Raw genomic sequence first — 19,807 nt, 5'->3', positions numbered from 1 at the left:
GTCATCGTAGATCATCCCGTCTTCCCGCAGCATCAGCCCGTAGCGTGCCTTGCCGATCGGCAGTTTGAGGAAGGCGTTGCAATAGATGCGGTTGAGGAATTCCGCCGCATCCTTGCCGTAGATCTCGATCTTGCCGAGCGTCGAGACATCGCAGATGCCCGCATTCCTGCGGACATTGAGAACTTCGCGATCGACGCTCTCGCGCCATGTCGTTTCGCCTGCCTTCGGGAACCAGGAAGAGCGGTACCAGAGGCCGGTCTCGACGAAGACGGCGCCGTTCTTCCTGGCCCAGTCATGCAGCGGCGACTTGCGCACCGGCTGGAAGTGCTTGCCTTTGGAGGCGCCGGTCAGGGCACCGAAGGACAGTGGCGTGTAGAACGGCCGGAAGGTGGTGGTGCCGAGGTCCGCCGGCGAGACCTTCCGTGCTTCCGCCAGGATGCCGATGGCATTGATGTTCGACAGCTTGCCCTGATCGGTCGCCATTCCGTTGGTGGTGTAGCGCTTGGCAAGCTCGACATGGCCATAGCCTTCGCTGACGGCGAGGCCGAGATCCTTCAGGTGCACGTCGTTCTGGTAATCGACGAAGGCCTTGCCCTTCGAGCCCTGAACTCGCCAGAGCGGCTTGGAGACGATGGCCTTGTCAGCGGTAGCTGCGAAAGCGGCGGAAACATTCGAGAAACCCAGCGCCTGCAAGGCCGAGGCAGCCTTTGTCGCGCCATCGCCGAGGCAGGCTTCGATGCTGCCAAGACCGGCGGCCGAACCGGCAAGTGTCAGGCCGTCCTGTTTTTCCGGCGCGAGGAAAGCAGCCTTGGCATGCGACCAGACCGGCTTTGCGCCGCGATGGCACGCGAGGTGAATGATCGGGCTCCAGCCGCCGGACATGCCGAGCGCGTCAGCGGGAATGGTTTCTAGGCGCCCGTTGCTGAGGACCGCAACACTCTTCACGGCCTTGCCGCCCTTGACGTCGAGGACGACGGCATCGGTCAGGACCCGGGCGCTGCCGGTCCACTTGGGCGATGCATCCGGGCGGCTGTCGACAATGGCGGCGACATGCAGGCCGGCGGCTTCCAGATCGCGGGCGGTCGCGTAGCCGGAAGCATCATTGGTGAAGATGACGGTGCTGTGGCCCGGGGCGACAGCCTGACGGTTGAGGTAGGCGCGCATCGCGCCCGCCATCATCACGCCCGGAATGTCGTTGCCACCGAATACAAGCGGCCGTTCTTCCGCGCCGGACGCAAGAATCGCGTATTTCGCGGCAATGCGCCAGATGCGCTCGACCGGGCGGTTCGGATCGACCGTCGCCGTGTTCTTCTGGACGCTTTCGAGGGCGCCGAAGACATTGCCGTCATACCAGCCGAACACGGTGGTGCGTGAGAAGATGCGGACATTCGGCAGACTTGCCAGTTCGGCAGTCGTCTGCGCGAGCAGGTCTGCAGTGCCTTGTTCCGTCTCCGACAGCAGCGCGCCACCTGGTTCGAAGCCTTCGTCGGCAAGGATGACACGCGCGCCAGCCCGACCGGCCGTCAGCGCCGCCGCAAGACCGGCAGGACCAGCGCCGATGATCAGCAGGTCGCAATGCGCCCAGCACTTCTCATAGGAATCCGGATCGGCCTCATAGGTGGCGCGGCCGAGGCCCGCGGCCTTGCGGATGATCGGCTCGTAGATCTTTTCCCAGAAGGCAGCCGGCCACATGAAGGTCTTGTAGTAGAAGCCGGCGCTGAGGAAGGGCGAGAGCAGGCTGTTGACCGCGCCAAGGTCGAAATCGACCGACGGCCAGCGGTTCTGGCTCCTGGCTGTGAGGCCACTGTAGAGCTCGACCAGTGTTGCCCGCGTATTGGCTTCTGTGCGCCCGCCTTCGCCGATCGTCATCAGCGCATTCGGTTCGGCAGCACCTGCCGTCAGGATGCCGCGCGGGCGGTGATACTTGAAGCTGCGACCGACAAGCTGGCGGCCATTGGCGAGCAGCGCGGATGCCAGCGTATCGCCGGCAAAACCCTGCATCGGTTTGCCGTCAAAGGTGAAGTCGAGCGGCTTTGCGCGATCGATGCGGCCGCCCCGGGAAAGACGATAGGAGCTCATGCGGTCTCTCCCTGCGTGCTCGCATCCGTAACGGCATGGATCGTGTGGGTCGTGGTGTCGCGTTCGACCACCAGCCAGCGGCGGCAGCCGGATGTGTGGTGCCAATGTTCCCTGTGGCGGCCGCGCGGATTGTCGCGCAGGTAGACATAGGCGTACCAGGCATCCTCGCCGGCATCCGGGGCCGGGCGGGTGATGCCGGCGTCGCCGCGGACGGTGAATTCTTCCTTGGGGCGCGACCCGCAATGGGGGCAGGCGATCAGGCTGGCCATCTTTCAGGTCCTCAATGCAGGTTCGGTTGGGCGCCAACGCCCTTTTCGTCGAGCATTTTGCCGCGCGCGAAGCGGTCGAGCCGGAAGGCCCGGCCTGTCTCGTGCGGTTCGTTTTTGGCGATCAGGTGGGCATAGCAGAAGCCGGAGGCGGGGGTGGCCTTGAAGCCGCCGTAACACCATCCGGCGTTCAGATAGAGATTATCGATATGGGTGCGGTCGATGATCGGCGAGCCGTCCATGCTCATGTCCATGACGCCGCCCCAGGAGCGCAGCACCCGGACACGGGACAGCGCCGGGATCATCGCGACACCGGCCTCGGCAACATGCTCGACCGTCGCCAGATTGCCGCGTTGCGCATAGGAATTGTAGCCGTCGATATCGCCGCCGAAGACGAGGCCACCCTTGTCGGATTGCGAAACATAGAAATGCCCGGCGCCGAAGGTGACGACATTATCGATGAAGGGTTTTAAGCCTTCCGAGACGAAGGCCTGCAGCACATGGCTTTCGATCGGCAGCTTCATGTCGACCATATCGGCGACGGTGGTGGAATTGCCGGCCGCCGCCAGCGCCAACTTGCCGCAGCCGATGAAACCCTGGCTGGTCTCGACGCCGACGACCCTGCCGTTGTCGCGGCGGATGCCCTTGACCTCGCAATTCTGGATGATGTCGACGCCGCGGCTGTCGGCGCCGCGCGCATAGCCCCAGGCCACCGCATCATGGCGCACGGTGCCACCACGTTTCTGCATCAAGGCGCCCTGGATCGGGAAGCGGGCGTTGTCGAAATCGAGGAAGGGCAGCATCTGGCGGACGCCGTTGCGGTCCAGCAGTTCCGAATCGACGCCGTGCAGGCGCATGGCGTTGCCGCGCCGCGTATAGGCATCGCGCTGGGCATCGGAATGGTAGAGATTGAGCACGCCGCGCTGCGAGACCATGGCGTTGAAATTGAAGTCCTGCTCCAGCCCTTCCCAGAGCTTCATCGACAGTTCGTAAAAGGGGTTGTTTCCCTCAAGAAGGTAGTTGGAACGGATGATCGTCGTGTTGCGGCCGACATTGCCGGAACCGACATAGCCCTTTTCCAGGACGGCAACATTGGTGACGCCGAATTCCTTGGCGAGGTAATAGGCGGTGGCAAGCCCGTGCCCGCCGCCACCGACGATGATCACGTCATAATGATTCTTCGGGACGGGGCTTCGCCAGGCCGGCTTCCAGCCCTTGTTGCCGCGAAGCGCGTTCAGGAAAACGGAAAAGGCGGAGTAGCGCATGGCGATCTGACCCTGAATGATTGCCGCCGATCATGACAGGATTGTTTTTCGGGACTTGCAGAAAAGAGACAATTTTGCACATAATAGGGACGTGGCGGCAGACGAACTCAAAAACCTGCAGAAGATCGGCTTCATCCTCATTCCGGGATTTGCGCTGATGTCCTATGCCTCCGCCGTCGAGCCGTTGCGTGCCGCCAATCTCCTGGCCGGCCGGGAGATCTACAGCCTGTCCTCGCATGTCAGCGAAGGCGATGAGGCGCTGACATCTTCCGGCATACCGGTTCCCTCGGCGGCCCTGCCGGGACGCGGCTCCGGCCTGCACACTGTCTTCGTCTGTGCCGGCGGCACGCCTGTGGACTGGAACGTCCCTTCGGTGCTTGCCTGCCTGCGGCAGTTGGCCCGGGAAGGCGTACGCATCGGCGGCATTTCCGGCGGTCCTTATCTGATGGCGGCGTCCGGGCTGCTGGAGGATCGTGATTTCACCATTCACTGGGAACATGCGCCGGCGTTGATGGAGGCCTTTCCATCGCTTGCGCCCCGGCAGGCGCGCTATGTGCTGGATGGCAACCGCATCACTTGCGGCGGCGGCGTGGCGCCACTCGACATGATGCATGCGCTGATCGCCGAGCGCATGGGCTCCGATTTTGCCCGTCGGGTCAGCGACTGGTATCTCCATACCCATGTCGAAGGATCGAGCGCGCCGCAGCGCGCGTCGCTCGCCGAGCGCTACGGCGTCAATCATCCCGGACTTTTGACCGTTCTGGAAAAGATGGAGGCAACGATCGAGGCGCCGCTCGACCGTCAGGCCATGGCAGCACTCGCCGGCCTGTCGCCGCGTCATCTCGATCGGCTGTTCTCCACGCAGATGGGCTCGTCCTTCCTCAACGAATATCGCAAGCTGCGGCTCGATCACGCTCGCCGGCTGCTGCAGCAGAGCCCGCTGTCGATCTCCGAAATCGCATTCGCCACCGGCTTTTCCAGCGCCGGTCATTTTTCCCGCAGCTACCGCGCCGCTTTCGGCGCTGCGCCGCGTTCGCAGCGGCAAATGGCAATTCACGAACCGCTTGACTAATATTCTTCCCGGTTGAGAAAATTTCACTCTCAGGATAGTCTGTTGGCGGACAGGCAGGGGAGACGCGCCGAATGGCAAAGAAGCAGCCAATCATCGATATCGGCCGGGTGACGGACGACGAGCATCCGGCATTGAAGGCTGCTTTCCTGCAGGATCCGCACGCGCTGCGCGAGCCGAAAGAAAACAACCTCGAAATCGCCATCGGACACGAGGTTCGCGCCTTCCGCAAGAAGCTCGGCATCACCGTGACCGACCTTGCGACTGCCACCGGCATTTCGCTCGGCATGCTGTCGAAGATCGAGAACGGCAACATCTCCCCGTCGCTGACGACGCTGCAGTCCCTGTCGCGCGCGCTCGGTGTTCCCGTCACGGCCTTCTTTCGGCGCTACGAAGAGCCGCGAAACGCGGTTTTCGTCAAGGCGGGAGAGGGCGTGGAACTGGAACGACGCGGTACGCGCGCCGGACATCAATACAATCTGCTCGGCCATATCGACAACAACACCGCCGGCGTCGTCGTCGAGCCTTACCTCATCACGCTGACCGCGGATTCCGATACGTTCCCGGCCTTCCAGCACGAGGGCATGGAGTTTCTCTATATGCTCGAAGGTGAAGTCGTTTACCGCCACGGCGACCGGCTTTTCACCATGCAGCCGGGCGACAGCCTGTTCTTCGACGCCGACGCCCGCCACGGGCCGGAAGAACTGATCAAGCTGCCGATCCGCTACCTGTCGATCATTTCCTATCCGCAGACACGGGGTGGAATCTAGGTGTCCAAAACTCACTGAAAAATATTGCCTTAAAAGAAAATAACTTTCTTCTCAGTTGAAATTCGAAACCGCAACTGCTATCCATCTTTTCATCAACGAAAACGAAGGATTGTCCCATGTGCGGAATTGTCGGATTGTTTTTGAAGGACAAGAGTCTGGAGCCGAAACTGGGCGCCATGCTGTCCGATATGCTGGTCATCATGTCCGACCGCGGGCCTGATAGCGCGGGCATCGCGATCTACGGCGCGCCGTCCGATGGGCGGGCGAAAATCACGGTCCAGTCGGCATCGCCATCGACCGATTTTGCCGGATTGGCGAAGCTGCTGAAGCCGGCCGATGCCAGTGTTTCCGTCGAATTGAAGAACACGCATGCGGTTGTCGAGGTCGCCGCCGACCAGGCCGCCGCCGTGCGCGAACTGCTGGCAAAGGAACGGCCGGGCATGCGTGTCATGGGTTCGGGCGATAGCGTCGAGATCTACAAGGAAGTCGGTCTGCCGAAGGACGTGGTTTCCCGGTTCGGCATTCGCGAGATGGGCGGAACCCATGGCATCGGCCATACCCGCATGGCGACGGAATCGGCCGTCACCACGCTCGGTGCGCATCCGTTCTCGACCGGCGCCGACCAGTGCCTGGTGCACAATGGCTCGCTCTCCAATCACAACAACCTGCGCCGTGAACTGGTGCGCGAAGGCATGACCTTCGAGACGCAGAACGACTCGGAAGTCGCTGCCGCCTACCTCACCGCCGAAATGGCCAAGGGCAAGGATCTTGGGCAGGCGCTCACCAGCGCGCTCGACGATCTCGACGGCTTCTTCACCTTCGTCGTCGGAACCAAGTCCGGCTTCGGCGTCGTGCGCGACCCCATCGCCTGCAAGCCGGCGGTGATGGCCGAGACGGACCAGTACATCGCCTTTGGTTCGGAATATCGCGCGCTCGTCAACCTGCCGGGCATCGAGGATGCACGGGTCTGGGAGCCGGAGCCTGCAACCGTCTATTTCTGGGATCATGAGAAGGCCGCCTAACCGTGAATGTCAGCGTACAACGAGAAAGTCTTGAAGCGATGCGTACCTTCGACCTTGCCACAACGCCGCTGCGCGACCTGAACAGTGCCCTGCACGCGATCGCGCCGGGAACCAACGACACGAATTTCGAGGTCGTCAATCCGCGCGGCAGCCATGCCGTCGCTGTCGGCATCGACCAACCGGTCACCGTCGAGGTGCGTGGCAGTGTCGGTTATTACTGCGCCGGGATGAATGACGGCGGTGCCGTCACCGTTCATGGCTCCGCCGGTCCCGGTGTCGCCGAAAACATGATGTCCGGCACGGTCGTTATCGAAGGTGATGCGTCCCAATATGCTGGCGCTACCGGTCGCGGCGGTCTTCTGGTCATCAAGGGCAATGCCGCCTCGCGCTGCGGCATCTCGATGAAGGGCATCGATATCGTCGTCCACGGCAATATCGGCCATATGTCCGCCTTCATGGGGCAGTCCGGCCATCTCGTCGTTCTCGGCAATGCCGGCGATGCGCTGGGGGACTCGCTTTATGAAGCGAAGCTCTTCGTGCGCGGCGAGGTCAAGAGCCTCGGGGCCGATTGCGTCGAGAAGGAAATGAAGCCGAAGCACATCAAGGTGCTGACAGAGCTTCTGGAAAAGGCCGGCGTGACCGGCGTCGCACCGGAAGAGTTCAAGCGCTACGGCTCGGCCCGCAAGCTCTACAATTTCAACATTGACAACGCTGACGCGTACTAAGGCAGGGATATTTCATGAGCTACCACAACCCCTATACCCCGCCGCGCAGGTCAGCCACCTTCGACGACTATACGCTTGCCGAAATCCGCCGCGCGGCGGCGACCGGGATCTATGACATTCGTGGCGCCGGCACCAAGCGCAAGGTTCCGCATTTCGACGACCTGCTGTTCCTCGGTGCGTCGATCTCCCGTTATCCGCTCGAAGGTTATCGCGAGAAATGCGATACATCCGTCGTTCTCGGTTCGCGCTTCGCCAAGAAGCCGATCACGCTGAAGACGCCGATCACGATCGCCGGCATGAGCTTCGGTGCGTTGTCGGGCAATGCCAAGGAAGCGCTCGGCCGTGGTGCGACGATCGCCGGCACCTCGACCACCACCGGCGACGGGGGCATGACGGACGAGGAGCGCGGCCACAGCCAGACGCTCGTCTACCAGTACCTGCCGTCGCGGTATGGCATGAACCCGAAGGACCTGCGCCGCGCCGATGCGATCGAGGTCGTGGTCGGCCAGGGCGCCAAGCCCGGCGGCGGCGGCATGCTGCTCGGCCAGAAGATTTCCGATCGCGTCGCCAACATGCGCAACCTGCCGAAGGGCATCGACCAGCGCTCGGCCTGCCGTCATCCCGACTGGACCGGCCCGGACGATCTTGAAATCAAGATCATGGAACTGCGCGAAATCACCGATTGGGAAAAGCCGATCTATGTGAAGGTCGGCGGCGCGCGTCCCTATTACGATACCGCGCTCGCCGTAAAAGCCGGTGCCGACGTCGTCGTGCTCGATGGCATGCAGGGCGGCACGGCGGCAACGCAGGACGTCTTCATCGAGAATGTCGGCATGCCGACGCTCGCCTGCATCCGTCCGGCCGTCCAGGCGCTGCAAGACCTCGGCATGCACCGCAAGGTACAACTGATCATCTCGGGCGGTATCCGCTCGGGCGCCGATGTGGCGAAGGCTTTGGCTCTGGGTGCCGATGCGGTCGCGATCGGCACGGCCGCTCTTGTTGCCATCGGTGACAACGACCCGCACTGGGAAGAGGAATACCAGAAGCTGGGCACCACCGCAGGCGCCTATGACGACTGGCATGAAGGCAAGGATCCGGCCGGCATCACCACGCAGGATCCGGAGCTTGCCAAGCGTCTCGATCCGGTCACAGCCGGTCGCCGTCTTGCCAACTACCTCAAGGTTATGACGCTGGAAGCGCAGACCATCGCGCGCGCCTGCGGCAAGAATCATCTCCACAACCTGGAGCCGGAAGACCTCGTCGCCCTGACGATCGAAGCCTCGGCCATGGCGCAGGTGCCGCTCGCCGGCACCAGTTGGATCCCGGGCAAGGGAGGTTTCTGACCCTCGATAAAAATTCGGCCGTCGCTGATCTCCCAAGGCAGCGGCGGTCATTCCCATGAAAAAGTGTCTGAATAATCCAAAGGGGAACACAGTGACACTCGATCTTTCGACCTTTGCCAAGGAACGCGGCATCAAATATTTCATGATCAGCTATACCGACCTGTTCGGCGCCCAGCGCGCCAAGCTGGTTCCGGCACAGGCCATCGCCGACATGCAGGCCGATGGCGCCGGTTTCGCCGGTTTTGCCACCTGGCTCGACCTGACGCCCGCCCACCCCGATCTCTTCGCCATGCCCGACGCTTCCTCTGCCATCCAGCTTCCCTGGAAGAAGGATGTCGCATGGGTCGCCGCCGATTGCGTCATGGACGACAAGCCGGTCGATCAGGCGCCGCGCGTGCTGCTGAAAAGGCTGATCGACGAAGCCGCCAGGGAAGGTCTGCGCGTCAAGACCGGCGTCGAGCCGGAATTCTTTCTGATCTCGCCCGATGGTTCGGTGATTTCCGACCAGTATGATACGGCGGAAAAGCCCTGCTACGATCAGCAGGCCGTCATGCGCCGCTACGATGTCATCGCCGAAATCTGCGACGCGATGCTGGAATTGGGTTGGAAACCCTACCAGAACGACCATGAGGATGCGAACGGCCAGTTCGAGATGAACTGGGAATATGACGACGCGCTGCAGACGGCCGACAAGCATTCCTTCTTCAAGTTCATGGTCAAGTCGATCGCCGAAAAGCATGGGCTTCGGGCAACCTTCATGCCCAAGCCCTTCAAGGGGCTGACGGGCAATGGCTGCCACGCCCATATCTCTGTCTGGGATCTCGAAGGCAAGACCAATGCCTTTGCCGACAAGGCGATGCCGTTCGGCCTGTCTGCCAAGGGCCGCACATTCCTTGGCGGCATCATGAAACATGCCTCGGCGCTTGCTGCCATCACCAATCCGACGGTCAATTCCTACAAGCGCATTAACGCGCCGCGGACGATCTCGGGCGCCACCTGGGCGCCGAACTCGGTGACCTGGACCGGCAACAACCGCACCCACATGGTGCGCGTGCCCGGTCCCGGCCGGTTCGAGCTTCGCCTGCCGGATGGTGCGGTCAATCCGTACCTGCTGCAGGCGATCATCATCGCCGCCGGTCTCTCCGGCCTGCGCACGAATGCCGATCCAGGCCCGCACTACGATATCGACATGTACAAGGATGGCCATACGATCAAGGATGCGCCGAAGCTGCCGCTCAACCTGCTCGATGCGCTGCGCGCCTATGACAAGGACGAGGAACTGAAGGCCGCGCTCGGCCTCGATTTTTCCGCATCCTATCTGAAGCTCAAGCATATCGAATGGAACAACTATGCCTCCCAGTTCACCGAATGGGAGCGCCAGACGACACTCGATATCTGAGTGTCGTTAACTGTTTAAAGACGAGAAGAGACGACATGGCCTGTTCCTGCTATCCGATGTCGCGAAACGGATGGACGGGCAGGCCGGCGTCGCGATAGCTTCCGTTTCACGATGCCGGGCCGGGAGGGCCGGCGAAGACCTCGAGCCATGAGACTGAGACCGATGAAAAGCTACGTCCTGACCGTATCCTGCACGTCCACGCGCGGCATTGTCGCTGCGATCACGGGTTATCTTGCGGAAGAGGGTTGTTACATCTCCGACAGCTCGCAGTTCGACGACCTGGAAACCGGGCTGTTCTTCATGCGCCTGACCTTCATCAGCCAGGAAGGAGCGTCGCTGGAAAAACTTTCAGCGGGGTTCGAGGCGGTGAAGGCGAAGTTCGGCATGGCGGCCGATATCCGCGACAGCGAGCACCGGATGAAGGTGCTTTTGATGGTGTCGCGGTTCGGCCATTGCCTGAACGACCTGCTCTACCGCTGGAAGATCGGCGCGCTGCCGATCGAGATCGTCGGCGTCGTCTCCAACCATTTCGATTACCAGAAGGTCGTCGTCAACCACGACATCCCGTTCCACCATATTCCGGTGACCAAGGCCAACAAGGCGCAGGCCGAAGCCCGCATCATGGACGTGGTGGAGCAGACCGGCACGGAACTGATCGTGCTTGCCCGCTACATGCAGATTCTGTCGGATTCCATGTGCCAGAAAATGTCGGGCAAGATCATCAACATCCACCACTCGTTCCTGCCGTCGTTCAAGGGCGCCAATCCCTACAAGCAGGCCTATGAGCGCGGCGTGAAGCTGATCGGGGCGACGGCGCATTATGTCACCGCCGATCTCGACGAAGGTCCGATCATCGAGCAGGACATTGCCCGCATCACCCATGCGCAGTCGGCGGAAGACTATGTTTCGATCGGCCGCGATGTCGAAAGCCAGGTTCTGGCCCGTGCCGTGCATGCCCATATCCACAATCGCACCTTCATCAACGGCAATCGCACCGTCGTTTTCCCGGCAAGCCCGGGCTCCTATGCATCGGAACGCATGGGCTGATCCCAGCCTGCCCTGCAGCATTTTGACTGTTTTCGTCGCGCATCCCCGAACGCTTTTCGCATTCGGGGATGTTTTGTTTGGCGCTGGCGACGAGCGGCCCCTTCAACTGAACTATTTGTTTAGTCGGGAGTATTTTCCCTGCAGCGAAAATTCCGGATTTTCCGGTGTGCCGCCGTTGTGCGCCGCAGCAACGATTGCCTCTTGTCATGTTTAGTAAATTGGATATTACTAAACATATTGCTCAACACGGCGGGTGTGAGGCCAGGGCAAAGGGCGGGGAGCTCAATAAATTCAAGCGTGGTGCTGTCCCCGGCAGGTGACGGTGCGCTGGTGCATGTTTCGGGGGAACGAAATTTGCGGCCGCGCGCCAGCAGTCGAATTCGCGAGGACGGCGTGGTGCCGGCTTCTGTATCTGGGAGGATTACATGCGGAAACTGACCAAGGCCCTTCTGGGCGCAACGACGGTACTGACGATGTTCACGGCCCTGCCGTCGGTGTCGCAGGCCGAAGAGCTGACTCTGTGCTGGGCCGCCTGGGACCCGGCGAACGCGCTGGTGGAACTGTCCAAGGATTTTACCGCCAAGACCGGCACGACGATGAAGTTCGAATTCGTGCCGTGGACGAGTTATGCCGACCGCTTCCTCAACGAGCTCAATTCCCACGGCAAGCTCTGCGACCTGATCATCGGTGACAGCCAGTGGATCGGCGGCTCGGCTGAAAACGGCCATTACGTCAAGCTGAACGAATTCTTCGACAAGGAAGGCATCAAGATGGATGACTTCGTGCCGGCGACCGTCGTCGGTTATTCGGAGTGGCCGAAGAATACGCCGAACTACTGGGCACTGCCTGCCATGGGCGACGTGGTCGGCTGGACCTATCGCAAGGACTGGTTCGAAAAGCCGGAGTTGCAGAAGGAATTCGAGGAGAAATACGGCTGGAAGCTGGATGCTCCGAAGACCTATGAGCAGCTGAAGCAGATCGCCGAATTCTTCCAGAACCGCAAGGTCGACGGTCAGACGGTCTATGGCGCCTCGATCTATACCGAGCGCGGCTCGGAAGGCATCACAATGGGCGTCACCAATGTGCTCTATGACTGGGGCTTCCAGTACGACAATCCGGACAAGCCCTATGAGATGGAGGGCTTCGTCAACTCCGAGGATGCGGTCAAGGGCCTTGAATTCTACAAGTCGCTCTACGATTGCTGCACACCGCCCGGCAGTTCCAACGTCTACATGACCGAATCTGCGGACGCCTTCAAATCCGGCCAGGTGGCCATGCAGATGAACTTCGCCTTCACCTGGCCCGGCCTCTACAAGGACGAAAAGGTCGGTGGCGACCGGATCGGCTTCTTCCCGAACCCGGCGGAAAAGAAGCATTTCGCCCAGCTCGGCGGCCAGGGTATCTCCGTTGTCGCCTATTCCGACAAGCAGGAACAGGCGCTGCAATACATCAAGTGGTTTGCGCAGCCCGACGTTCAGGCGAAATGGTGGGAACTCGGCGGTTATTCCTGCCTCAATGCGGTCGTTAACGCGCCGGGCTTCGCCGCCAGCCAGCCTTATGCGCAGGCTTTCCTCGACTCCATGGCGATCGTCAAGGATTTCTGGGCCGAGCCGAGCTATGCGCCGCTCTTGCAAGCCATGCAGAAGCGGGTCCACAATTACGTGATTGCCGGCGACGGAACAGCCAAGGAAGCCCTCGACGGGCTTGTGAAGGACTGGACCGAAACCTTCGAGGACGATGGCAAGATCTGATCGGATTCTTGCCCTTGGGGGACACCTCCCCGGATGGCGTTCCGGACCGGCGAACGGCCGGGCCGCCAGCTTGATCATGTCCATGAAGACCAGGTGACGTTTTGACCCTTTCCAATTCTTCCATTATCGACAAGGCGGCAGAGGTGGCGGCGAAAGCCACGCCGATGCCGATTGCGACCCGCGTCAGGGGCCTGTCCGACAGGGCAATTGCCTGGCTGTTTATTGCGCCGGCCATCACCCTGTTGCTGGCCATCAATATCTTTCCGCTGCTCTGGGCGGTCTATCTGTCCTTCACCAATTACCGCGCCAACCGACCGAATGCCGTCGTCGAGGGCGTGGGCCTGAGAAACTACGAGCGGGTCCTCAACGACCCCGACATCTGGCAGGCCATGCAGACGACGGCGCATTTCGTCTTCTGGACGATCCTCTTGCAGATGCTGATCGGGTTTGCGCTCGCCTATCTCATTGACCGCAAGTTTCGCGGCCATGCGTTCTGGACCACGATCGTGCTGATCCCGATGATGTTGTCGCCCGCCGTCGTGGGCAATTTCTGGCGTTTTCTCTATGAGCCGCAGATCGGACTGTTCGCCTATGCGGTGTCGTTCCTGACCGGTATCCCGACGACGCAGATCCAGATGCTGGGCAATGTTTCGCTGGCGCCCTGGGCCATCATCATCGTCGATACCTGGATGTGGACGCCCTATGTGATGCTGATCTGCCTTGCCGGCCTGCGCTCCATTCCCGACTATATTTACGAGGCGGCAGAGGTTGATCGTGCATCTGCCTGGCGGCAGTTCTGGTCGATCACCGTGCCGATGGCGCTGCCGTTCATCATGCTGGCCGTGCTCTTCCGCGGCATCGAGAATTTCAAGATGTTCGACATGGTGACGCTGCTCACCGGCGGTGGGCCGGGTTCGGTCACCGAGGTCGCTTCCATCACCCTGAAGCGGCAGGCCTTCGAGGCCTGGGCGACGGGACGCTCCTCGGCCTTTGCCATCGTTCTCTTCGTCGCGGTGTTCGGTCTCGCCAATATCTATGTGAAAGCACTCAACAAGGTGAAGCAACGATGAGCGCCGTCAACTCAGCCCATTCAGTCGTTGAGCCGAGCCTCACGACCAAGCGCATCGCCGGTGCGATCGTCATCCTTTATGCGCTGATCACCATGGTGCCGCTGGCCTGGATTTTCCTCACCAGCATCAAATCGCCGCCGGATTCGATCAGCTATCCGCCAAAGATCCTGTTCTCGCCGACACTCGAGGGCTATTGCAACCTCTTCACCACGCGCACCCGGCAGACACCGGACTACATCGCCTCTCTGCCGGCGCCGACCAGCACCTGCGACGAAGTCTCGCGCAAACGCAACATGGTGATTGCCGGGCCGTCCAACTTCCTGCCGCGTTTCGTCAATTCGCTGGTGATCGCCTTTGGCTCGACATTCCTGGCCGTCTTCCTCGGAACGCTGGCGGCCTACGGCTTCTCGCGCTTCAAGGTGCCGCTGGCGGATGATCTCCTGTTCTTCATCCTGTCGACCCGGATGATGCCGCCGATCGCCGTCGCCATTCCGATCTTCCTGATGTACCGGGAGCTTGGCCTCTCCGATACGGCGCTCGGCATGATCCTGCTCTATACCGCCGTCAACGTCTCGCTTGCGGTCTGGCTGCTCAAGGGCTTCATCGACGAGATTCCGCGTGAATACGAGGAGGCGGCGATGATCGACGGCTACACGCGGCTGCAGGCCTTCTGGAAGGTCGTGTTGCCGCAGGCGACGACCGGGATCGCGGCCACGGCCATCTTCTGCCTGATCTTCGCCTGGAACGAATATGCCTTTGCCGCTCTCCTGACGTCCGGCGAAGCGCAGACGGCGCCGCCCTTCATCCCGACGATCATCGGCGAGGGCGGACAGGACTGGCCGGCGGTGGCCGCCGGAACGACCATCTTCCTCGTGCCGATCCTCGTCTTCACCATCCTTCTGCGCAAGCAGCTGCTGCGCGGAATAACTTTCGGAGCGGTGCGCAAATGACCAAGGAAATAACCAAACTGACGAAGAAGCGCCCTTTCTTCTTCCGGCGCGGGCCGATGGAAAATATTGCAACGGCGCTGATCGCCATCGGCTTCCTGATGCTGTTCCAGCCCTTCGCGCTGATCCTCTATACTTATTCGCTGGTGACGCTTCTGGTCGGTACCGTCATGTTCATCATCGTGTCGAAATTTCCGGAGTGACCCATGGCTGAAATCAGGATTGAAAACCTGCGCAAGCAGTTCGCCGATTTCGTCGCGGTGCAGGATTCGAGCTTCACCGTCGAGGACGGCGAGTTCCTGGCGCTGCTGGGGCCCTCGGGCTGCGGCAAGACCACGACGCTTCGGATGATCGCGGGCCTGGAACTGCCGACCAGCGGCAAGATCTATCTCGATGGCGAGGACGTCACCTTCAACCGCGCCAGCGAACGCGACATCGCCTTCGTCTTCCAACTGTTCGCGCTCTATCCGCATATGAATGTGCGCAAGAATATCGGCTTCCCGCTCCTGTCGCAGGGCGTGCCGAGGGCGGAGATCAAGGCGCGCGTCGAGGAGACGGCAAAGCTCCTGCAGATCAGCCATATTCTCGACAAGTCCGTTTCCGGTCTTGCGGGCGGCGACCGGCAGCGGGTGGCGCTCGGGCGGGCGATCGTGCGGCGGCCGAAATGCTTCCTGATGGATGAGCCGCTCGGAACGCTTGATGCGGAATTCCGCGAGGTCATGGTCCATGAGTTGCGCGAGCTGCACAATCGCATCCATGCAACGACGGTCTACGTCACCCATGACCAGCATGAAGCGATGGCCATGGCGGACAAGATCGCGGTCATGAACCACGGCATTATCGAGCAGTTCGGGACGCCACAGGAAATCTACCATCACCCGGCCTCCATGTATGTCGCTGACTTCATCGGCTCGCCGCCGATGAACTTCCTGAAATTCACCTCTGGCCTGCAGATGGGCACGCGGTCTGTCTCTGTCGATGGTGTGGAGATAGCGCTTCCGGAAGTGCGTCAGGATATGGCGACGGGTGAACTGGCGCTCGGTATCCGGCCGGAGCATATCCGCTTCAACGACAGTTCGGCCTTGCGTGGCTCGGTCTATGGCGCCGAATACCTTGGCACCAACCAGATCGTCGCCATCGAAACCGGCAAGGGCCTGCTCAAGGCGCGAGTCCCGGCCGACCGTACCTTCCGGATCGGCGAGACTGTGGGGCTTGAACTCAACAGCGAGAAACTCTCCCTGTTCGACTGCGCTTCGGGCCGTGCGGTGAAATCATCCCTTTATACGGAGGCCCGTCATGGCTGAGGTGTCGCTCCAGAATATCTCCAAATCGTTCGGTGAATCCGAGGCGGTACGTAACCTGACGCTAACCATTCGCGATGGTGAATTTATCGTCCTGCTCGGTCCGACGGGAGCCGGCAAGACGACGACGCTGCGGCTGATCGCGGGGCTTGAGAAGCCGGACAGGGGCCGCATGACGATCGGCGGACAGGATATGGCGGGTGCTGCACCGGCCGGCCGTGACGTCGCCTTCGTCTTCCAGCAATATTCCCTCTATCCGCATCTGACCGTCTACGAAAACCTGGCCTTTCCGCTGCGTTCGCCCGCGAGGCGGCTGGGCAAGGCCGAAATCGACCGGCGCGTCCGCGAAGTCGCCCGGATGGTGCGGATCGATCACAAGTTGGAAAACCGTTCAACCCGTCTTTCTGGCGGCGAAATGCAGCGTGTCGCCATTGGCCGCGCGCTGGTGCGCAAGCCGTCGATTTACCTGATGGACGAGCCGCTCTCGTCGCTCGATGCCAAGCTGCGCGGTGAATTGCGACTGGAACTGAAACGCATCCAGAGTGAACTCGGCTCGACGCTGCTCTACGTCACCCACGATCAGATCGAGGCGATGACGATGGCGGACAGGATCGGTATCCTCAATGATGGCGAACTCGTTCAGTTGGGAACGCCGCGCGAAATCTACAGCAACCCCGTCAACCTGCATGTGGCGGCAAGGCTCGGCCAGCCGCATATCAACCTCATCCCCGAAGGCTTGGTTCCTGGCGGCCGACCGCCGCGCGGAACGAAGACGATCGGGGCGCGCACCGAGCATCTCGAAATTCATGCGGCAAACGGGAATGCCAATGCCGAGATCGACTGGATCGAGCATCTGGGCGACCAGAGCCATCTGCACATGCGCATCGGCGGGCACAAGCTGGTTACGCTGGCCAACCCCTATGTGCCCGTCATGCCGGGTGACAAGATCACCTTGATGTTGAAGGATCCGCTCTATTTCGGATCGGACGGACAACGGCTTGTATAATCAAAACACGGAGGTTGCATCATTCACGCCGCGGCGGAAGGATGCAGGTCGATAACGGACTGGATGAAGGCCATGAAACATTTCTTCAATCGCAGGGGAAACATTGTCACCGAAGCCCTCGACGGGCTGTTGCGGACGTCGCAGCCCGGAACGCTGGCGCGCCTCGACAGTTATCCGGACATCAAGGTGATCGTTCGTGCCGATTGGGACAGATCCCGTGTCGCCGTTATTTCCGGCGGCGGCGCCGGCCATGAGCCGTCACATGCCGGCTTCGTCGGCAGGGGAATGCTGACGGCGGCAGTATCGGGCGAAATCTTTGCCTCGCCCAGTGTCGACGCGGTCCTGACGGCGATCCGCGCCGTGACCGGCAAGTCGGGCTGCCTGCTGGTGGTCAAGAACTATACCGGCGATCGGCTGAACTTCGGCCTTGCGGCGGAAAAGGCGCGGGCGGAAGGTTTCGATGTCGAGATGGTCATCGTCGCCGATGATATCGCGCTGCCCGATATCAACCAGCCGCGCGGCGTCGCGGGCACGCTCTTCGTCCACAAGATCGCCGGGCATCTGGCCGAAAGCGGCGAAAGCCTCACTTCGGTTGCGGCTGCGGCAAAGGCTGCCGCTGCCGATATCGTATCGCTCGGTGTCTCCTATTCGTCCTGCTCCATTCCCGGCCAGCCGCATGAGGACAGGCTGGCAGCCGATCAGGGTGAACTGGGCCTCGGCATCCATGGCGAGCCCGGCGTCGAGAAGATCACCGTCCGGGCGGCCGACAGCATCATCGCCATCATGACGGAACGGTTGTCTGCCGCGATGAAGCGGGATGGCGACTATGCCCTGCTGATCAACAATCTCGGTGCTGTGCCACCGGTGGAAATGTCGCTAATCGCCAATGCTGTTCTCGGCTCGCCCTTTGCATCTCGCGTCACTTTGACGGTCGGGCCGGGGCCTCTGATGACGGCGCTCAACATGAACGGCTTTTCGCTGTCGCTGATCCGGCTCGATCCGGAGCGCCGGAAGGCCTTGCTGGCACCCGTCGCGCCGCACGCCTGGCTGGCGGCCGTTGAGCCTCGAGATGTGGCGATCCTGCCGGCACCGAAGGCGGCAAAGGCGATTGCAGCTGTCTCGGTCAGCCGGGATCCGGCGGTCGAGCGTGTCGTCGCCTCGGTCTGCGAGCGGTTGATTGGTCTGGAGACAGAACTCAACCGGCTGGATGCCAAGGCCGGTGATGGCGATACCGGCTCGACGGTGGCGACCGGCGTCCGCAGCATTCAGGCTTTGGCGGGCAGCTTGCCCTTTGCCGACAGGGCAGCGCTTTTCGCCGTGATCGGCGAAACGCTGTCCACCGCCATGGGCGGATCGAGCGGTGTGCTCCTGTCGATCTTCTTCACCGCAGCCGGCAAGGCGAGCGGCGACGGGGCGACGCTGGTGGCGGCACTTCTGGCCGGACTGGACCGTATGACCTACTATGGCGGCGCGCGTCCGGGCGACCGTACCATGGTCGATGCGCTGTCTCCGGCGCTGCATGCCCTGGCAAGCGGCGGCTTCCGTCCCGCAGCGGAGGCGGCGCGGAAGGGCGCGGAAGCGACGAAGGAGATGCGCAAGGCCAAGGCCGGGCGATCAGCCTATATCGGCGAAAGCGATCTTGATGGCGTGATGGATCCCGGCGCGCATGCCGTCGCTGAAGTCTTCGCCGCCGTAGCCGGCATTCTGGAGCCGGCATGATCACTGTGGACGAACCCCGGCCGGTCATCGACCACGCAGCAGTGATCAGCCGTATGATCGAGGCGTGCCGGGAAGCCATCGCCGAACGGGAAGCCGATCTCTGCGATCTCGATCGCGCGATCGGTGACGGCGATCACGGCACCAACCTGCGGCGCGGGCTGGATGCTTTGGCGGCGGAAAGCCGGCAACTGGCGACGATGCCGCCCGCGGATGCGCTGATGGCTGCTGGCACGACGCTGGTGATGAACATCGGCGGTGCGGCGGGACCTCTTTATGGCACCCTGTTGCTGGAATTGGGCGCTGCTCTGCGCCGGACATCCAACTGGCCGAACGCCTTGTCTCAAGCCGTTGCCGCCGTCGCCCGGCGCGGCAAGTCGTCCACCGGCGAAAAAACGCTGCTGGACGTTCTTTACCCTCTCAGTGACGAGGTGATAAGGCACACGCCTCTTCACCTGCTGGCGCAGCACGTTCAAGGTTTTGCCGAAATGACGATCGACATGAAGGCCATGCGCGGGCGGGCTTCGTTTCTGGGCGAACGCTCCATCGGTCACATGGACCCCGGTGCCGCCAGCTGTGCGCTTCTCGCCGCCACGATCTGTCGGGAACTGACGGAGGCAGGCATCGAATGACTGTCAGCAGAGAGAATGTCGGCATCGTCATCGTTTCCCATTCGCCGCTCGTTGCCAGGGGGGCTGCCGACATGGTGCGGCAGATGGTGGGAAACAGCGTGCCGCTTGCCTGGTGCGGCGGTAATCCGGCCGGCGGTCTCGGCACCGATACCGGCGCGATCCTGAAGGCGATCGACGAGGCCTGGTCCGAGGCGGGGGTGGCGATCTTCGTCGATCTCGGCGGCGCGGAAACCAACAGTGAAATGGCGATCGAGATGAGCGGCGAGGCGCGCGCTCCGCGCATCGTCATCTGTAATGCGCCGATTGTCGAGGGTGCCGTCATTGCCGCGGCGGAAGCGTCGGGTGGGGCGTCGCTGGCCAAGGTCGTGGCGACGGCGCAGGAGCTGTCGCCGTCATGAC

Annotated in this window: 19 protein-coding genes; 16 read left to right on the top strand and 3 right to left on the bottom strand. The window is 61.8% G+C overall.

Annotated features, from left to right (window positions below):
• From VL202_RS21835 to VL202_RS21825, 3 genes are all read right to left on the bottom strand, one after another.
• A partial coding sequence (locus tag VL202_RS21835; protein ID WP_325466153.1) for a 2Fe-2S iron-sulfur cluster-binding protein occupies positions 1-2,079 on the bottom strand: 2,079 nt, incomplete at its 3' end.
• Positions 2,076-2,348: a sarcosine oxidase subunit delta gene (locus tag VL202_RS21830; protein WP_325466152.1), complete on the bottom strand. Its 273-nt coding sequence runs from the start codon at positions 2,346-2,348 to the stop codon at positions 2,076-2,078. The genes VL202_RS21830 and VL202_RS21835, both read right to left, overlap by 4 nt.
• 11 nt (positions 2,349-2,359) lie before the next feature.
• Positions 2,360-3,610, bottom strand: coding sequence for a sarcosine oxidase subunit beta family protein (locus VL202_RS21825; protein WP_325466151.1), 1,251 nt, complete (start codon positions 3,608-3,610; stop codon positions 2,360-2,362).
• Between the two features lie 157 nt (positions 3,611-3,767).
• On the opposite strand from VL202_RS21825, the gene VL202_RS21820 reads away from it, so the two are divergent.
• The 16 genes from VL202_RS21820 to dhaM all read left to right on the top strand — a co-directional run bounded on the left by VL202_RS21820 (position 3,768) and on the right by dhaM (position 19,806).
• Positions 3,768-4,682: a GlxA family transcriptional regulator gene (locus tag VL202_RS21820; RefSeq protein ID WP_414692925.1), complete on the top strand. Its 915-nt coding sequence runs from the start codon at positions 3,768-3,770 to the stop codon at positions 4,680-4,682.
• Between the two features lie 71 nt (positions 4,683-4,753).
• Entirely contained in the window at positions 4,754-5,449 is a 696-nt protein-coding gene (locus tag VL202_RS21815) for an XRE family transcriptional regulator (protein ID WP_325466149.1), read from the top strand.
• Positions 5,450-5,565: 116 nt separating this feature from the next.
• Positions 5,566-6,471, top strand: a complete 906-nt coding sequence (locus VL202_RS21810; RefSeq protein ID WP_325466148.1) for a glutamine amidotransferase family protein — start codon at positions 5,566-5,568, stop codon at positions 6,469-6,471.
• Between the two features lie 38 nt (positions 6,472-6,509).
• Positions 6,510-7,196 (top strand): GXGXG domain-containing protein, encoded by a 687-nt coding sequence (locus VL202_RS21805; protein ID WP_325466147.1) that lies wholly within the window; start codon positions 6,510-6,512, stop codon positions 7,194-7,196.
• 14 nt (positions 7,197-7,210) lie between these two features.
• The gene (locus VL202_RS21800) at positions 7,211-8,539 is read left to right on the top strand and encodes an FMN-binding glutamate synthase family protein (RefSeq protein ID WP_325466146.1); all 1,329 of its coding nucleotides are present in this window, start codon (positions 7,211-7,213) and stop codon (positions 8,537-8,539) included.
• 91 nt (positions 8,540-8,630) lie between these two features.
• Positions 8,631-9,938, top strand: a complete 1,308-nt coding sequence (gene glnT, locus VL202_RS21795; protein ID WP_325466145.1) for a type III glutamate--ammonia ligase — start codon at positions 8,631-8,633, stop codon at positions 9,936-9,938.
• 162 nt (positions 9,939-10,100) lie between these two features.
• Positions 10,101-10,985, top strand: coding sequence for a formyltetrahydrofolate deformylase (gene purU / locus VL202_RS21790; protein ID WP_325466144.1), 885 nt, complete (start codon positions 10,101-10,103; stop codon positions 10,983-10,985).
• Between the two features lie 425 nt (positions 10,986-11,410).
• On the top strand, positions 11,411-12,736 hold the full coding sequence (locus tag VL202_RS21785; protein WP_325466143.1) for an ABC transporter substrate-binding protein: 1,326 nt from the start codon (positions 11,411-11,413) through the stop codon (positions 12,734-12,736).
• A gap of 101 nt (positions 12,737-12,837) precedes the next feature.
• Complete coding sequence (locus VL202_RS21780; RefSeq protein ID WP_325466142.1) at positions 12,838-13,806, top strand: sugar ABC transporter permease; 969 nt, start codon at positions 12,838-12,840, stop codon at positions 13,804-13,806.
• A complete protein-coding gene (locus tag VL202_RS21775; protein ID WP_325466141.1) occupies positions 13,803-14,756 on the top strand; it encodes a carbohydrate ABC transporter permease in 954 nt (317 codons plus the stop codon). The genes VL202_RS21780 and VL202_RS21775 overlap by 4 nt, the downstream gene beginning before the upstream one ends.
• Positions 14,753-14,956 carry a hypothetical protein gene (locus tag VL202_RS21770; RefSeq protein WP_325466140.1) on the top strand — a complete coding sequence of 68 codons (204 nt, stop codon included), beginning with the start codon at positions 14,753-14,755 and terminating at the stop codon, positions 14,954-14,956. Before VL202_RS21775 ends, VL202_RS21770 begins: the two co-directional genes overlap by 4 nt.
• A gap of 3 nt (positions 14,957-14,959) precedes the next feature.
• The gene (locus tag VL202_RS21765; protein WP_325466139.1) at positions 14,960-16,057 is read left to right on the top strand and encodes an ABC transporter ATP-binding protein; all 1,098 of its coding nucleotides are present in this window, start codon (positions 14,960-14,962) and stop codon (positions 16,055-16,057) included.
• Positions 16,050-17,060 carry an ABC transporter ATP-binding protein gene (locus tag VL202_RS21760; protein WP_325466138.1) on the top strand — a complete coding sequence of 337 codons (1,011 nt, stop codon included), beginning with the start codon at positions 16,050-16,052 and terminating at the stop codon, positions 17,058-17,060. The genes VL202_RS21765 and VL202_RS21760 overlap by 8 nt, the downstream gene beginning before the upstream one ends.
• Positions 17,061-17,132: 72 nt before the next feature.
• Entirely contained in the window at positions 17,133-18,779 is a 1,647-nt protein-coding gene (locus VL202_RS21755; RefSeq protein WP_325466137.1) for a dihydroxyacetone kinase subunit DhaK, read from the top strand.
• A complete protein-coding gene (gene dhaL, locus VL202_RS21750) occupies positions 18,776-19,408 on the top strand; it encodes a dihydroxyacetone kinase subunit DhaL (protein WP_325466136.1) in 633 nt (210 codons plus the stop codon). The genes VL202_RS21755 and dhaL overlap by 4 nt, the downstream gene beginning before the upstream one ends.
• The gene (dhaM, locus tag VL202_RS21745; protein WP_325466135.1) at positions 19,405-19,806 is read left to right on the top strand and encodes a dihydroxyacetone kinase phosphoryl donor subunit DhaM; all 402 of its coding nucleotides are present in this window, start codon (positions 19,405-19,407) and stop codon (positions 19,804-19,806) included. The genes dhaL and dhaM overlap by 4 nt, the downstream gene beginning before the upstream one ends.
• Position 19,807 lies beyond the last annotated feature (1 nt).

Origin of the sequence: Pararhizobium sp. (assembly GCF_035497515.1) — a bacterium.
Taxonomy (GTDB): Bacteria; Pseudomonadota; Alphaproteobacteria; order Rhizobiales; family Rhizobiaceae; genus Pararhizobium.
Note: the sequence above shows the minus strand (reverse complement) of the source record. Positions and strands in the feature narration are given on the sequence as shown.